Source organism: Corallococcus sp. NCSPR001 (assembly GCF_017309135.1).
Classification (GTDB): domain Bacteria; phylum Myxococcota; class Myxococcia; order Myxococcales; family Myxococcaceae; genus Corallococcus.
Window position 1 is genome coordinate 4,534,707 of the sequence record NZ_JAFIMS010000002.1, and the last position, 13,068, is coordinate 4,547,774.

General features: G+C 70.3%; 13 protein-coding genes and 2 tRNA genes. 7 read left to right on the forward strand and 8 right to left on the reverse strand.

Annotation, left to right across the window (positions count from 1 at the left end; genetic code table 11):
* Positions 1-33 precede the first annotated feature (33 nt).
* The 4 genes from JYJ93_RS20530 to JYJ93_RS20545 all read left to right on the forward strand — a co-directional run bounded on the left by JYJ93_RS20530 (position 34) and on the right by JYJ93_RS20545 (position 1,635).
* A tRNA-Met gene (locus JYJ93_RS20530) sits at positions 34-107 on the forward strand.
* 78 nt (positions 108-185) lie between these two features.
* A tRNA-Met gene (locus tag JYJ93_RS20535) sits at positions 186-259 on the forward strand.
* A gap of 178 nt (positions 260-437) precedes the next feature.
* Positions 438-950 (forward strand): MarR family transcriptional regulator, encoded by a 513-nt coding sequence (locus JYJ93_RS20540; protein WP_206793778.1) that lies wholly within the window; start codon positions 438-440, stop codon positions 948-950.
* Complete coding sequence (locus JYJ93_RS20545) at positions 943-1,635, forward strand: GNAT family N-acetyltransferase (protein ID WP_206793780.1); 693 nt, start codon at positions 943-945, stop codon at positions 1,633-1,635. The genes JYJ93_RS20540 and JYJ93_RS20545 overlap by 8 nt, the downstream gene beginning before the upstream one ends.
* Positions 1,636-1,765: 130 nt before the next feature.
* Here JYJ93_RS20545 and JYJ93_RS20550 read toward each other — a convergent pair whose 3' ends face one another.
* Positions 1,766-2,707: a LysR family transcriptional regulator gene (locus JYJ93_RS20550; RefSeq protein WP_206793782.1), complete on the reverse strand. Its 942-nt coding sequence runs from the start codon at positions 2,705-2,707 to the stop codon at positions 1,766-1,768.
* A gap of 77 nt (positions 2,708-2,784) precedes the next feature.
* Between JYJ93_RS20550 and JYJ93_RS20555 the strand changes: the two genes are divergently transcribed.
* Complete coding sequence (locus tag JYJ93_RS20555) at positions 2,785-3,420, forward strand: pyridoxamine 5'-phosphate oxidase family protein (protein WP_206793784.1); 636 nt, start codon at positions 2,785-2,787, stop codon at positions 3,418-3,420.
* Between the two features lie 60 nt (positions 3,421-3,480).
* A complete protein-coding gene (locus JYJ93_RS20560; RefSeq protein ID WP_206793786.1) occupies positions 3,481-4,692 on the forward strand; it encodes an alpha/beta hydrolase in 1,212 nt (403 codons plus the stop codon).
* Between the two features lie 13 nt (positions 4,693-4,705).
* Here JYJ93_RS20560 and JYJ93_RS20565 read toward each other — a convergent pair whose 3' ends face one another.
* The 5 genes from JYJ93_RS20565 to JYJ93_RS20585 form a co-directional block, all read right to left on the reverse strand.
* Positions 4,706-5,770 (reverse strand): patatin-like phospholipase family protein, encoded by a 1,065-nt coding sequence (locus JYJ93_RS20565; protein ID WP_206793788.1) that lies wholly within the window; start codon positions 5,768-5,770, stop codon positions 4,706-4,708.
* 51 nt (positions 5,771-5,821) lie between these two features.
* Positions 5,822-7,165, reverse strand: a complete 1,344-nt coding sequence (locus JYJ93_RS20570) for a sigma-54 dependent transcriptional regulator (protein WP_206793790.1) — start codon at positions 7,163-7,165, stop codon at positions 5,822-5,824.
* Complete coding sequence (locus tag JYJ93_RS20575) at positions 7,162-9,297, reverse strand: ATP-binding protein (protein ID WP_206793792.1); 2,136 nt, start codon at positions 9,295-9,297, stop codon at positions 7,162-7,164. The genes JYJ93_RS20570 and JYJ93_RS20575 overlap by 4 nt, the downstream gene beginning before the upstream one ends.
* 217 nt (positions 9,298-9,514) lie before the next feature.
* Positions 9,515-9,751 carry a hypothetical protein gene (locus JYJ93_RS20580; protein ID WP_206793794.1) on the reverse strand — a complete coding sequence of 79 codons (237 nt, stop codon included), beginning with the start codon at positions 9,749-9,751 and terminating at the stop codon, positions 9,515-9,517.
* The gene (locus JYJ93_RS20585; RefSeq protein WP_206793796.1) at positions 9,681-10,313 is read right to left on the reverse strand and encodes a hypothetical protein; all 633 of its coding nucleotides are present in this window, start codon (positions 10,311-10,313) and stop codon (positions 9,681-9,683) included. The genes JYJ93_RS20580 and JYJ93_RS20585 overlap by 71 nt, the downstream gene beginning before the upstream one ends.
* Positions 10,314-10,657: 344 nt before the next feature.
* Between JYJ93_RS20585 and JYJ93_RS20590 the strand changes: the two genes are divergently transcribed.
* The gene (locus JYJ93_RS20590; protein ID WP_206793798.1) at positions 10,658-11,161 is read left to right on the forward strand and encodes an SRPBCC family protein; all 504 of its coding nucleotides are present in this window, start codon (positions 10,658-10,660) and stop codon (positions 11,159-11,161) included.
* A gap of 10 nt (positions 11,162-11,171) precedes the next feature.
* On the opposite strand, the gene JYJ93_RS20595 is transcribed toward JYJ93_RS20590, so the two are convergent.
* Positions 11,172-12,611, reverse strand: coding sequence for a cytochrome c peroxidase (locus JYJ93_RS20595; protein WP_206793800.1), 1,440 nt, complete (start codon positions 12,609-12,611; stop codon positions 11,172-11,174).
* 82 nt (positions 12,612-12,693) lie between these two features.
* Positions 12,694-12,999, reverse strand: coding sequence for a hypothetical protein (locus tag JYJ93_RS20600; RefSeq protein ID WP_206793802.1), 306 nt, complete (start codon positions 12,997-12,999; stop codon positions 12,694-12,696).
* Between the last annotated feature and the right edge of the window lie 69 nt (positions 13,000-13,068).

Consider the following 13,068-nt stretch of genomic DNA (forward strand, 5'->3'; position numbering starts at 1 on the left):
GAGGGGCTTCGGTACTTACCCTCTCGTTCTCGCCGCGGGGTGGAGCAGCCTGGTAGCTCGTCGGGCTCATAACCCGAAGGTCGCAGGTTCAAATCCTGCCCCCGCAACTTGAAAAGCCCGGGGTCGAAATGAAAGTTTCGACCCCGGGTGTTCAAAGCGAGAATCGCAGTACCGCGTCACGGTGACGCGGGGTGGAGCAGCCTGGTAGCTCGTCGGGCTCATAACCCGAAGGTCGCAGGTTCAAATCCTGCCCCCGCAACTTGAGAGAGGGCCCCGGTGGAAATGCCGGGGCCCTTTCGCTTTTCAGCGTGCGGACGAAGGCGCCCACGTCTGCGCGCTGAGCGCTAACGGCCGCTATCTTCACCCGCCGCTCGATCCCTCTCATGCTGCTGGCGGAGCGCTTGTGGTGAATTTGATAACAAGTTATATAACACGTCATGGGCGGATCGAACCAAGATGTCCTGAGGGGGCTCGGCCACCTTGCGCTGGGCACCCGTCTGAAGCGCATTGGAGACCGGCTTCAGACGCACACACAGGTCATTCTCGACGAGGCCGAAGTGCCGGTGCCTGCCTCGCACCTGCCGCCACTGGAGGCGCTGGACAGCGGTGGGGCGATGACCGTGGGTGACCTCTCGCGTGCCCTCGGTGTGACGCAGCCAGGTGTGACGCGTATGACGGGGGCGCTTGAGGCCGCGGGATTGGTCCGCTCGGGTGCCGCCGAGGACGACGGACGCGCGCGCGTCATCGCGCTGACCCCGGCCGGCCGGGGACTGTTGGCGCGCTTGAGGCGGCACACGTTTCCGTTCATCGAGGCCGCGGTTCGCGACGCTTGCGGCGATGAGTCGGGTCGCTTCCTTGCGCAGTTGGCCCTGTTGGAGGACGCGCTCGAGGAGCTGCCACTTGCCGCCCGTGCAGCTCGGCTCGCCAAGGGAGCTCGTCGGCATGATTGAGCTCGATCGTCCTGTCTGGGCATCCCTCACCACGTTCCACGTCTCGGTGGCCGAAGGCGACGAGCGTGCCAGACGGTTCGTTCCGGAGGTCAACCTCTTCGCCTCGGCGCGGGATGACGAGCCCGAAGCCCAGGCGGCGCTCGCGGCGCTCGTGCCTCCCGGCGAGCGGGTCTACGTCCTGCAGGTGCCTCCTGTCCTGGTGCCATCGGGGCTGCGCGCAATCAAGACCGCCGGTGGCGTGCAGATGGTCGCGACCCGGCAGCTGACCGAGGAGCACGAAGACGAGTGTGAATCGCTCACCGAAGACGACGCGCCCGAGATGCTTGCGCTGGCCTCGCTGACCGAGCCCGGTCCCTTCCTGGCTCGAACGCATCAGATGGGTCGCTTTCTGGGCATCCGGCGTGGCGGCAGGCTCGCCGCCATGGCTGGGGAGCGCATGCGTTTCCCCGGCCACACGGAGGTGAGCGGCGTCTGCACCCACCCGGACTTCCGAGGACAGGGCCTGGCACGCCGACTTTCGACAGCCGTCGTCGCAGCCATTCAGCGGCGCGGTGACCGTGCCTTCCTGCATGCGTGGGCGACCAATACCCCTGCGATTGCGCTCTACCGCAGCCTCGGCTTCGAGGTGCGTGCAGAGGTCAACGTGGCGGTTCTGGAACGAGCCCCTGACGAGCCACCCGGCTGAGGAAGAACGGCTTCCGGGAGTTCATAGAACCTCGAGGTTGAATTCGACGGCGGTCTTGAGTCCCAACAGGGGGCAGGCCCCGCAGCGTGCGAAAGGGCCTCGGTGGAAACGCCGGGGCCCTTTCGCTTTTTCAGCGTCTGGCTTTGCCACCCGTGGGCCTGGACGGGCGCCACGCCTCGACGGGCAGGAGCGGGTGCTCCTCGAAGTGGCCGCGCGCCGTGCGGACGAACGCGCCCACGTTGGCGGAGGCGCTGCGGCGTCCGGGGTAGATGACGCTCACCGGGACGGGAGGCGGCGCGAATGCCCCGAGGAGCAGGACCAGCCGCCCCCCGAGCACGGCGTCCGCCACCTGGTATGAGAGCGTGCGCGCGATGCCGGCGCCTTGCTCCGCCGCCGCGATGGCCGCGTCCGCGCTGTTGAGGATGAGCCGGGGCTGGATGCGCACCGGCTGCTCCCTTTCTCCGAACCGCCACTCGTTCGTCGCGTCGAGGTTCTCGAAGGCGATGAGCTCATGGCGGCTCAGCTCGGCGGGCGAGCGGGGTGACCCGTGCTGCTTCACGTAGTGGGGGCTGGCCACCAGCACGCGGCGGACGGTGCCGACCTTGAGGGCGATGAGGCTGCTGTCCTTCAGCTCTCCCAGGCGGACGGCCGCGTCGATGCCTTCGTCCACGAGGTGCTGGTTCCTGTCCGACAGGTGCATGCGGACGGACAGGGCCGGATGCGCCGCGAGCAGCTTCTGGACCACGGGCAGGACGTGGAGCCGCCCGAAGACGATGGGGGCGGAGAGGTGGAGCTCGCCTCGGGGTTCGGCGTTCTCACCGCGGACGCGGCGGTCGGCCTCGTCCAGGTCCTCCAGCAGCCGCTGGCAGCGCTCCAGGTAGATCTGCCCGCGTTCGGTGAGGCGCACGGAGCGCGTCGTGCGCGTGAGGAGCGCGATTCCGAGCCGCTCCTCGAGCTGGGCCACGGCCCGCGTCGCCACGGAAGGGGAGATGCGGAGCCGGCGAGAGGCGGCCGTGAAGCTTCCCTGCCTGGCGACGGCGACGAACGTCCGGAGCGTGAAGAGCTGGTCCATGATTCTTGCGTAGCTGACAATAAAGGATTGCTGAACCGGCTGATTGTTTCACCGCTTTGGATGGCTAGAACAGTGCCATGGGACGATTCGCAAGACTGGCCTTCACCCCCGCGGTCCAGGCGCTCCAGGAGAAGTTCGGGAGCCGCGCCGCCTATGCCCGTGTCGAGCGAACGGGAGACACCCTGGACGTGCTCACGGACGACGAGGCGGAGTTCCTCTCCCAGCGCGACAGCTTCTACATGGCCAGCATCGGCTCCAACGGATGGCCCTACATCCAGCACCGGGGCGGCCCGCCGGGCTTCGTCCGGGTGCTGGACCCGCACACGCTGGGTTTCGCGGACTACCGGGGGAACAAGCAGTACATCTCCGCGGGCAACGTCAGCGAGAACGACCGCGTCGCGCTCATCTTCGTGGACTACCCGAACCGTGCGCGCCTGAAGGTCCTGGCGCACGCGTCCGTCATCACCCGCGAAACGGACGCCGCCACGCTCAAGCGCCTGGAGGTCCCCGGCTATGACGCGAAGGTGGAGCGCGGCTTCGTGCTCAAGGTCGAGGGCTTCGACTGGAACTGTCCCCAGCACATCACGCCCCGGTTCACCGAGGCGGAGCTGGACGAGATGCTGCGTCCGGTGTCGGCCGAGCTCCAGACGCTCCGCTCGGAGAACCGCTCCCTGCGCGAAGAGCTGGAGCGCTTGAGGCGGACCCCGGTTTGACCTCGTGGTTACGGATGGGTAGGTTACGGTCCGGTAGGTATGGCCATGGAGGCACGCGCCATGAACAACCGGTCTCAGGGAACGCGGAAGAACGCCGATGCCTTGCGTGGGGCCAGCCGCCTGGCGGTGCGAGCCACCCGAGGCGTGATGGGGCTCGTGGAGGAGATGCACCGCACCATCGCCAGCGGGCCGTCCGTGTTGGGCAGACCGCTGGAGCGCCCGGCGCGTGCCATGACGGGGTTGCTCTACGGAACGCTCCTGGGCGTCACCCGGCACGTCGGGGAGGGGCTGGATGCCGTGCTCGCGGGGCTCTCTCCGTGGCTGGGGGACGGTGCTCCGGGGCCTCAGCGTGAGGCGTTGCTCTCCGCGCTGAACGGCGTGCTCGGGGATGCGCTGGAGGAGGAAGGCAACCCGCTCGCCATCCCGATGGCGTTCCGGGTCCACGGGCAGCCGTTGTGCCTGGAGCCGGAGGCCCTGCGCGCCACCCTCCCGGAGGCAGGCAGCCGGCTGCTCGTGCTGGTTCATGGCTCCTCGATGAACGACCTGCAGTGGAACCGGCGAGGGCATGACCACGGCGCGGCGCTGGCGCGCGAGCTTGGCTACACGCCGGTGTACCTCCACTACAACAGCGGCCTGCACATCTCCCGGAACGGACGTGCGTTCTCGGGGCTGCTGGAACAGCTCGTGGCCTGCTGGCCCGTACCGCTCGAATCGCTGACGCTCCTGGGACACAGCATGGGTGGGCTCGTGGCGCGGAGCGCGTGCCTCGCGGCGGAGACCGGGGGCCATGGCTGGCGTCCCTTGTTGCGGAGGCTCGTCTGCCTGGGTTCGCCCCATCACGGTTCACCGCTGGAGCGCGGAGGGAGCTGGGTGGACGTGCTGCTGGAGATCAGCCCGTACAGCGCGCCGTTCACACGCCTGGGACGGATCCGCGGTGCCGGGGTCACGGACCTTCGCTTCGGCAACGTGCTCGACGCGCACTGGGAGGGGCGGGAGCGCTTCGGGTGGGGGGGCGATGCGCGTAGAGCCCTCGCGCTGCCGGAAGGCGTGGACTGCTACGCGGTCGCGGCGACCACCGCGAAGACGCTGTCGCGGCGTCCGCCGGGTGACGGACTGGTGCCGGTGGACAGCGCGCTCGGGCGCCATGCCCTGCCGGAGCTGACGCTGCGGTTCCCGGAAGCGAACCAGCGCATCATCCCAGGCGCGAACCACCTGGACCTGCTCGACCACCCGGAGGTCTACGCCTCACTTCGAACGTGGCTTGCTTGCTGAGTGGATCCGCGCGCTACAGCGGCTGGACGTGCTCCGCGATGCGGCCCGAGGCAAGCAGCTCCCGCAGCTCATCCGCCATGCGGTCGCCCTCGGTCAGCACCTGCCTCCACGCGCGGATCCGGTCGTCGGCCGGCATCCGCGTGAAGTCCGCGCGGTCCGGGATGCGTCCACCGGGCAGCCGCGCCAGGTGCGCGGGGGACGGCGTGATGATCAGCGCGCGCCGGAAGTTGAGCGGCCCCGCGCGGCGCCACTTGAGCGACTTGTCGAACCAGCCGGGCACGACGTACGGGTAGAAGTGCGGATAGAGCACCAGCCCCTCACCCGTGCCGTAGTCGACGTCCAGGTGGTAGTCGACGACACCGCCGTCCCGGTAGGTGCCAAGGGGCGCACCCGGGATGTCATGGACGCCCGCGAGCACCATCGGGATGGAGCCCGACGCGATGAGCGCCGGGCGCAGGTTGTCGCGGGTGAGGGGACGGTGCACGGACGGCAGGTCCTTGAGCCCCGCGAACGGGCTCGAGTCCCCGGCGGTATGGAAGATGACGCGCTCCATGTGGAGCCCGAGCGTCCGGCGGCTCACCGCGTTCGCCAGCGCGCCCAGCACGAAGCCCGCGAGCTGCACGCTGGACGGCTCCATTGCCAGCAATCCCTTGCACCGGGTCGTCACCACGTGCAGCCGCGCCCACGGGTGCGTGAGGATCTCCTCCACGCCGTCCGGCCCCAGGAGGGAATCCAGTATCGTCGCGCTCCTCTCGCTGACCAGCGAGGGGGGAGGCTTGGGCGGATAGCGCTGCTCCAGGTACGCGTCCGCGAAGCGCCGGAGCGCGGCCACCGGGTCCTTCCGCGCCAGGCACGCGAGCCGCCAGCTCCCGATGGAGCTGCCAATGAGATGCAGCGGCCGGGTGCGGGGCCCCTGGAGGAACTCGCCGAACAGGACGCGGTCGATTCCCTCCAGCCCCAGCCACTTCGGGCCGCCGGAAGCGCCTGGAAGGATGTCCACGTCCTCCGCGCGCAGTCCGCGCTCCCGGAGGGTGCGCAGGGCGTCGGGGCCCGCAAGCAGGGTCAGGCTCTGGCTCATCGTGGGCGCGGACCCTAGGGCGTATGGGCAAGGAGGTCGAGTGGGCCGCCGTCAGCCGCCCTTGTGCTGCCAGCCCTTGAGCTTCGCGTAGAGCGAGCTGCGGGAGATGCCCAGCTTCGTCGCCGCGCGCTCCACGTGGCCGCCCTCGCGCGCCAGCACGCGCTCGATGTGGCGGTGCTCCAGCTCCTCCAGCGTGAGGTCCTCGCCCAGCGGCTCCTCCGCGGGCAGCAGGGACTCGAAGCGCAGGGCGCTGCGCGACAGTCGCGAGGTGCCGGACAGGAGCACCGCGCGCTCCAGCACGTTGCGCAGCTCCCGGATGTTGCCCGGCCAGCTGTAGGCCATCAGGGCCCGCTCCGCGTCGGGCTCCAGCTCCACCTGGCCGCGGCCCCGGTGCGCGCCCATCTCCGCCAGGAAGTGGCTCGCGAGCACCGGCACGTCCTCCGCGCGCTCGCGCAGGGGCGGCACGTGCAGGATGAGCGTGCTGATGCGGAAGTACAGGTCGCTTCGGAAGCGCTTCTCTCGCGCGGCCAGCTGCAGATCCTGGTGCGTGGCGGCCACGAGCCTCACGTCCACGCGCCGGTCCTTCACGTCCCCCAGGCGGCGGAAGCGCTTCTCCTCCAGCACCTTGAGCAGCTTGGGCTGGACGGCCACGTCCATGTCGCCAATCTCATCCAGGAACAGCGTGCCCCGGTCCGCCACCTCCAGCAGGCCCTGCTTCGCGGCCACCGCGCTGGTGAAGGCGCCCTTCTCGTGGCCGAACAACTCCGAGTCCAGCAGGTCCTTGGACAGCGCCGCGCAGTTCAGGTCCACGAAGGGGGCCTCCTTGCGCGGTCCCCCCTCATGCAGCCAGCGCGCGAGCACGCTCTTGCCGCTGCCCGTCTCGCCCGTGACGAGCACCGGGCTGTCGCTGTCGCGCACGCGCTCCGCCTGGTCGCGCAGCGCGCGGATGGCGGGGCTGTTCCCGATGAATGGATCCACCTGCGTGCGCACCGCGCGCGAGCGGTCCGCCAGCAGCCGCTGCCGCTCGCGCCGCTGGGCCACGAGCCGCTCCAGCACCACCTTGAGCACCGCCAGCTCCAGCGGCTTGGTGAGGAATTGCTCGGCGCCTTCCTTCACCGCCTGCACCGCCAGCTCGATGGAGCCATGCCCGGTGAGCACCACCAGGGGCACCGCCGCGTCCAGCTCCTTGAGCCGGGGCAACAGCTCCAGCGCCGTGCCATCCGGCAGGCGGTAATCGATGACGGCCACGTCGGGCCGGTGCGTGCGGAAGCCCTCCTGGGCCTCGGCCACGCTGGTGGCTTCATCCACGTCGAAGCCGTGCTGGGTGAGGTAGCCCTTCATACCCAGACGGACGCCGGGCTCGTCGTCCACGAGCAGGATGCGGGTGCGAGTCATGACACCTGTGACTGCGGAGTTGTGCCGGTGTGAACGGCGGGGGAAAGGGCGGGCAGCAGGATGGTCACCTCCGCGCCCCCTTGGGGGTGGTTGGACAGGCGAATGCGCCCCTGGTGCTCCTCCAGGATGCGCTGGACGATGGACAGCCCCAACCCGGTCCCTCCTCGACGCTTGCTGAAGAAGGGCTCGAAGACGTGGGGCAGGTCCTCGCTCTTGAATCCGGGCCCGCCGTCGTGGACGGTGCAGCGCACCCACGGGCGCCCCGCCTCTTCCACGGTCTCCGCCGTTACGTGAACGGTAGTGCCCTGGGGGGAGTGCTGCACGGCATTCTCCACCACGTTGCGGAAGACGTGAAACAGGCGGCGCGCGTCCATGCGCACCGGGGGCAGCGCGTCGGACACCTCGCGCTCGAGCTTCACCGCCGCCTTGTCGCTCGTGAGCATGCAGGCGGACAGGGCCTCGGAGACCACCGCGCCCACAGCGCCGTCCGTCCACTCGCCCCGGGTGGGGCGGCCGTATTCGAACAGCTCCTGCGTGAGGTGGGTGAGGCGGCGCACCTCGCCGCGCAGCACGTCCAGGTAGGGCTTGAGCTCCGGCTGCGCGCCGTACGTGGCCTCGATGGCGTCCACGACCGCGGAGATGGAGAAGAGGGGATTGCGCACCTCGTGGGCCACGCCCGCGACGATGGCGCCCATGGCGGCCATGGTCTCACTGCGGCGCACGTGGGCCTGCAGCTCCAGCAGCCGGGTGACCTCAGTAGCCACCAGGATGATGCGGGGGTCCTCGCTGGCCTTCTCGTCCACCCAGGCGGCCGACACCTCCCAGGTGCGGTGGGACTCCGCGTCGTGCACCTGGCGGCTGGTGCTTCCGTGCGTCGCGCGCAGCTCCTCCACCAGCGGTCCCGCGCTGGACCAGGGCGGCGCACCGGCGGTCACGGAGAGCGGCTGGCCGGAGGGGTCCGCCTCCCGGAAGAGCAGGCGGGCCGCTTCATTGAGCCGGTGGATGATGCCCTCCGCGCTCAGCACCAGCAGTGGTGATGCCACCGCGTCGAAGGTGCGGCGCCACTCCGTCGCGGAGCGGCGGAAGCTGTCGTTCAATCGCTGGCGCAGGTCGTCCGCGAGCCGCCGGTCGGTGACGTCCGTGACGACGCAGCCCAGGTGCACGCCGCCCCGGTCGTCCAGGCCGGAAGCCGCGGCGCGGCTGCGCACCCAGCGCACGCGCCCGTCCGCGCAGATGATGCGGTGTTCAATCTCCACCTCCGTGCTCGGGGCCAGCGCCAGCGACTCGATGCACTCGCGGTAGCGCGTCCGGTCCTCCGGGTGGATCATCTCCGCCCACAGCGGCGAGGGCGTTCCCTCCGGGCCGCCGCCGGCGGTGAAGGCGCTGGCCGGAAAGCCGGTGGTCCGCTCCACGACGGGCGTGCAGTAGAAGTCACGCAACACGCCGTCCCGCAGCTTCCCACCCCACAGGTAGTCCGGCAGCGACCGGGTGAGCACGTCCAGGCGCCCCTCGTGCTCCTGGAGGGAGGCCTCCGCGCGCATCCGCTCGGTGACCTCCGACAGGGACGCGATGACGCCCAGCACCGCGCCGCCCGAGCCGCGCACGCGCGAGTAGCTCCCGAACCAGAAGCGCGTCTCGCCGGGCGCGGCGGGTGTCTCCACCTGGAGGCTGAGGTCCTGCAGGGGCGCGTCCGACTCCAGCGCGCGGGCGAGCCGGGGCGCGAGCACCGTGCCCAGCGCCGGCAGCACCTCCGCGACGTGGCGGCCCAGGTGCGCCGCCACCGGCAGGCCATTCATCGCGGCGAGCGCGGCATTGACGTGCACGTAGCGCAGGTCGCGATCGTAGAACGCGAAGCCCACCGGCGTGATGTCCATCACCGCGTCGCGCAGCGCCCGCGCGTCATTCGCCTGGTTGAGCAGCCGGGCGCACTCACGCTCGCTCCGGGCCATCGCGCGAAGCGCGGCGAGCGCGCCCACCGCCGCCAGCACGAACGCGCTCACCGCCACCAGGGCGAGGCGGACACCCGCTGACTGGCTTTCGCTCCAGGCCGCGACCAGCCCCATGAGCACCGCGCACGCGGCGGCGACAGCGAGGATCCGGACCAGGTGCTGGGGCGAGAAGGACGTGAGCATGGCGCGCGACGAGCGCACCTCAGTCTACGGTTTCCTGCATCCTCCATGCATCGTTTACGTCGCTTCCTGGAGCCGCCCAACGCAGACGTTGGACGAAGGTCCAGGGCCGGGTGCAAGCCATTCTCTTCGGGTGAATGGGCGTGGACTCCAGGTGCGTCTGGATTGTGGAAATCCACGAGGCGGGCAGGCCCCCTCCCGCCTCGCGGTGGGCTGGTGCCTACGCGATGATGTTCGGAGGCCCCGGATGGTTGGGGTCATGCGCCGGTGGGTCCTGGATGCCCGGCTCCACCTCCGGGTCCTGCTGGGGCGGAGGCGGTTCCCGGCGCTGGGGCTCGCCCGGCGGTGGATCCTTCTCCGGCGTGGGCGGCCGGGGCGGATCAATCTCAGGCGTGGGCTTCGGTCCCGGCTCCTTCACCGGCTTCGTGGGCGGATTCGTCTGTGGATTCGTCGGCATGTGCTTCCACACTGCGCATGCCGCTCTCCCAGGGAACCGCCGGGACCACCTCTTGAGGCTCGGCTGCGTGGTTTTCGACAGCCGCGGTGGCGTCCTCGCGACGGGCGTGGGCCCAGACCTCCACCACCGGCTCGATGCGCGGGGTGAGCTGGAGCATGGAGCTTGGGAAGCAGCGCGCAGGGAGCCTCGCGAAGACCTGGCGCGCGTCCTCCGCCTCCCTCGGGCTGGCCACCGCGACGTGCGGCCGGACGATGAGGTCGGTGAAGTGGGCGGCCTCTTCAGGACCCCCGCTCACCAGCCGGGCCGTGGCGGAGCTCTGGTAGAAGAGCACGTCCACGCCCGCCTCCCGGGCTCCGTCCAGGAACGCGTGCAGCGTGCGCCCCTCCACCGCGCCCACCAGCAGCGCCTCCGGGTCCCACCGTCCATCGCCGGGCCCGACCTGCTGGCCGCACAGCGGACGGCCAATCGGAACGGGGGGCGCACGGTCGCTCGTCAGCACCGCGCCCCGGTCTCCCTGCCAGTAGAGACGCGTTTCGTACTCGGTGATGGAAGCGGAGGTCATCGGGCATCTCCTCGGCAAGGGGCATGCGCCATGCGCCTTCAACAGCCATGCCGGGACAATGCTTCACATCCCGCCAGCCCATGCCCTGGAGGGCGAGTCCCCCCAGGTGGGCTGGTGATCGCGGGGCCACACGCAGACTGACCCGGGATGCGGCGCGCTTACAACAGCCCTTTTGGACGATTCCGACTCCGCTGCCCTTGCTCCACATCACGCGCCTCAATGCCTGACATGGGGGGCGGCATGAATGCGATGCGATGCGGTGGGGGATCGGGTCCGTTGACTGTATGGCTTTACGAGAGCTTCCAGGGCAGCGCGGCCTGAGGCGCCCCATTTCGAACATGTCCATGCACGAACGACGTGAGGCACCGATGGCCGAGGCCTATGCGAGTCAGCTCATCCAGGCACCCGCGGACGTGGTCTGGGACCGCGTGGGAGGCTTTGACAGCCTTCCGCGCTGGCACCCGGGCGTCGTCTCCAGCGAGCGGGTGACGCGTCCCGACTCCGGCCCCCTGCGCCGGTTCACCACACGGGACGGTGAGGTGTACCTGGAGGCGCGGTTGGCGTACGACTCGAACGCGCGCAGCTATGCGTACGAGATGTTGGAGGGCCCGCTGCCCGTGCGCGACTTCGTGGCGAAGCTGCGGGTGACGCCGGTGACGGCGACCGGGCAGACCTTCGTGGAGTGGCACGCGACCTTCCGGCTGGCGCCCGGCCACGAGGGCGAGGCGGCGGCGCTGTCCCAGTGGATCCGCGAGGAGTTCTTCGCGCGGGGCCTGCGGGGACTCGCGCACACCTTCCTGCCACCTCCGCCCCGGGTGCCGGCGCCGGAGCTGGAGTGGCGGCGTTGAGCGCCCGCGTTCACATCCGCTGGAGGAAGCGCAGCAGGTCCTTCTTCTGCGCGGGGCCGAGGGACTCCGGCGGCCCGCCCGGGAACTCGGGCGGGTGCACCGGCGGCGCGCCCACGGACGGGATTCCCGGGAGGATGAAGCGGCTGTAGGTGTCCACCGTCTCCGCGAGCGTGGCGTGGCTGTTGTCGTGGAAGTACGGCGCGGTGCGGGCAATGCCTCGCAGGGACGGCACGTCGAAGGCTTCGAACTCCGCGGGGTCGCCGCTGATCAGCGCGCGTCCGGGGTCGGTGGAGGACCACTGCGCCGCGAGCGCGGGGCCCACGATGGGCGCGCCGTTCTCATCCAGCGCGGGGTTGATGTCATCCGGGTCGCCGCTCGCGGTGACGGGGATGGGAGGCAGGTCCGTGAGGGCGTGCTGGCGCGTGCCGTCCGTGTAGAAGCGGAAGCGGTACTGGGGGAAGTCGACGGACGTGTTGAAGAGGGGCACGACGCCGCGCTGGCCCAGGTAGGTCATGTACGCGTAGCCGGCGTTGAGGAACTCGCTGTGGGGGCGGGGCACGCGCACGGGTTCGGGCGTGCCTCCGGGCGTGACGGTGTACTGGATGTTGCCGTCGGGCTTGAGCGCGTAGAAGAGCGCGTCGTGCGTGGCGCGGTTCACGATGCGGTTGCGCGTGCGGTCGCCGTGGCAGGCCTCGCAGGCCAGGTTGTAGACGTCACGGCCGCGCCGCTCGGACGCGTCGAGCAGGAGCAGGGCGTCCGGATCCGGGATGATGCTCAGCGGCCAGCCGCGCTCCAATAGCTCCGACACGAAGCGGGCGCGCGGAGAGCTGAACACGCTGCGCTCGAACGCGGCGATGCGCTGGAGCACGGCCGGCGCCACCGTGCCGCCCTCGCTGTGGCTGGTGACGGCGCTCTGGGCCTGGGTGACGAGGTCGGTTTCGCGGCCGTCGAACTGGAAGGGACCGGAGAAGCCGGTGTCGGCGATGCTCGGCACGGCGCGCCAGACGGACACCTTGCGGTCCGGGGCGGTGATGACGTTCCCCTGCACGTCGATGACGTCCATGTTCGCGGGGAGCGGGAGCACCACGCGCACCAAGCCCTTCTTCAGGTGCTCGTAGGTGGGCACGGGGGCGGTGGGGTCATCCGCGTCGATGCGGTTGAACAGCGGATCCGCGGGGTTGCTCGCCCAGAGGGACTCCACGTGCTCAGGGGTGAGCGCGGTGTTGTCCGCGAGGACGTGGCACGTCGCGCAGGAGCGCCCGTTGGTGCCGGGCAGGGCCTCCTGGAAGTGCTTCCTGCCAGCGACCGCCTGCGCCACGGACGCCAGCTCCGCCTGGGACGTCGCGGGCTCGGCGGTGGCCTCCACGGAGGCCGCGGTGTCGGTGCAGCCAGCGAGCCCGGCGAGCGCGAAGGCGCCCAGGGTGCTCGCGATGAATCGATGCCCTGCCATGTGTTCCCCTCCCGGTTGCCGCGATGGGAGGGGAACACCGCGCGCCCCGCTTCGTGTCACCGCGAAGGCGCGCGGGGGGACGTCAGTCCTTCCGGAGCCAGTCCTGTCGCTGCTCGAACGTCCGCACCTGGAGTCCCCGGGCCAGTTGCTTGAAGACATCCTCCCAGGCGGTGAAGGCGCGGAAGAAGACGCACGTCAGGCAGAAGACGAAGGGCGTGCGCACGGCCGCGCGGATCACCATGAGCTGCGTGGCGGAGCTGTCCGAGGGGATGTGGTCGGTCACCCGGAACGCGACCCACAGGAGGCTCACGAGGACCGGGATGAGCAGGGTGGCGACGGAGGCGTCAACGAGGTGCGCGCGGAAACGTTGATCAGAAGAGAAGGGCATTCGGCTCGAACGTAAGTTGGAGTGAAGGCAGGCACCGGGCGGCACGATGGACCGCCCCGTGCGGTGTGA

Excerpts from the sequence above, each read along its gene's own strand:
- JYJ93_RS20600 (WP_206793802.1), bottom strand. The coding sequence starts at position 12,999 with ATGCCCTTCTCTTCTGATCAACGTTTCCGCGCGCACCTCGTTGACGCC.
- JYJ93_RS20540 (WP_206793778.1), top strand. The coding sequence starts at position 438 with ATGGGCGGATCGAACCAAGATGTCCTGAGGGGGCTCGGCCACCTTGCG.
- JYJ93_RS20565 (WP_206793788.1), bottom strand. The coding sequence starts at position 5,770 with ATGAGCCAGAGCCTGACCCTGCTTGCGGGCCCCGACGCCCTGCGCACC.
- JYJ93_RS20545 (WP_206793780.1), top strand. The coding sequence starts at position 943 with ATGATTGAGCTCGATCGTCCTGTCTGGGCATCCCTCACCACGTTCCAC.
- JYJ93_RS20590 (WP_206793798.1), top strand. The coding sequence starts at position 10,658 with ATGCACGAACGACGTGAGGCACCGATGGCCGAGGCCTATGCGAGTCAG.
- JYJ93_RS20560 (WP_206793786.1), top strand. The coding sequence starts at position 3,481 with ATGAACAACCGGTCTCAGGGAACGCGGAAGAACGCCGATGCCTTGCGT.
- JYJ93_RS20570 (WP_206793790.1), bottom strand. The coding sequence starts at position 7,165 with ATGACTCGCACCCGCATCCTGCTCGTGGACGACGAGCCCGGCGTCCGT.
- JYJ93_RS20580 (WP_206793794.1), bottom strand. The coding sequence starts at position 9,751 with ATGCCGACGAATCCACAGACGAATCCGCCCACGAAGCCGGTGAAGGAG.
- JYJ93_RS20550 (WP_206793782.1), bottom strand. The coding sequence starts at position 2,707 with ATGGACCAGCTCTTCACGCTCCGGACGTTCGTCGCCGTCGCCAGGCAG.
- JYJ93_RS20575 (WP_206793792.1), bottom strand. The coding sequence starts at position 9,297 with ATGCTCACGTCCTTCTCGCCCCAGCACCTGGTCCGGATCCTCGCTGTC.
- JYJ93_RS20585 (WP_206793796.1), bottom strand. The coding sequence starts at position 10,313 with ATGACCTCCGCTTCCATCACCGAGTACGAAACGCGTCTCTACTGGCAG.
- JYJ93_RS20595 (WP_206793800.1), bottom strand. The coding sequence starts at position 12,611 with ATGGCAGGGCATCGATTCATCGCGAGCACCCTGGGCGCCTTCGCGCTC.
- JYJ93_RS20555 (WP_206793784.1), top strand. The coding sequence starts at position 2,785 with ATGGGACGATTCGCAAGACTGGCCTTCACCCCCGCGGTCCAGGCGCTC.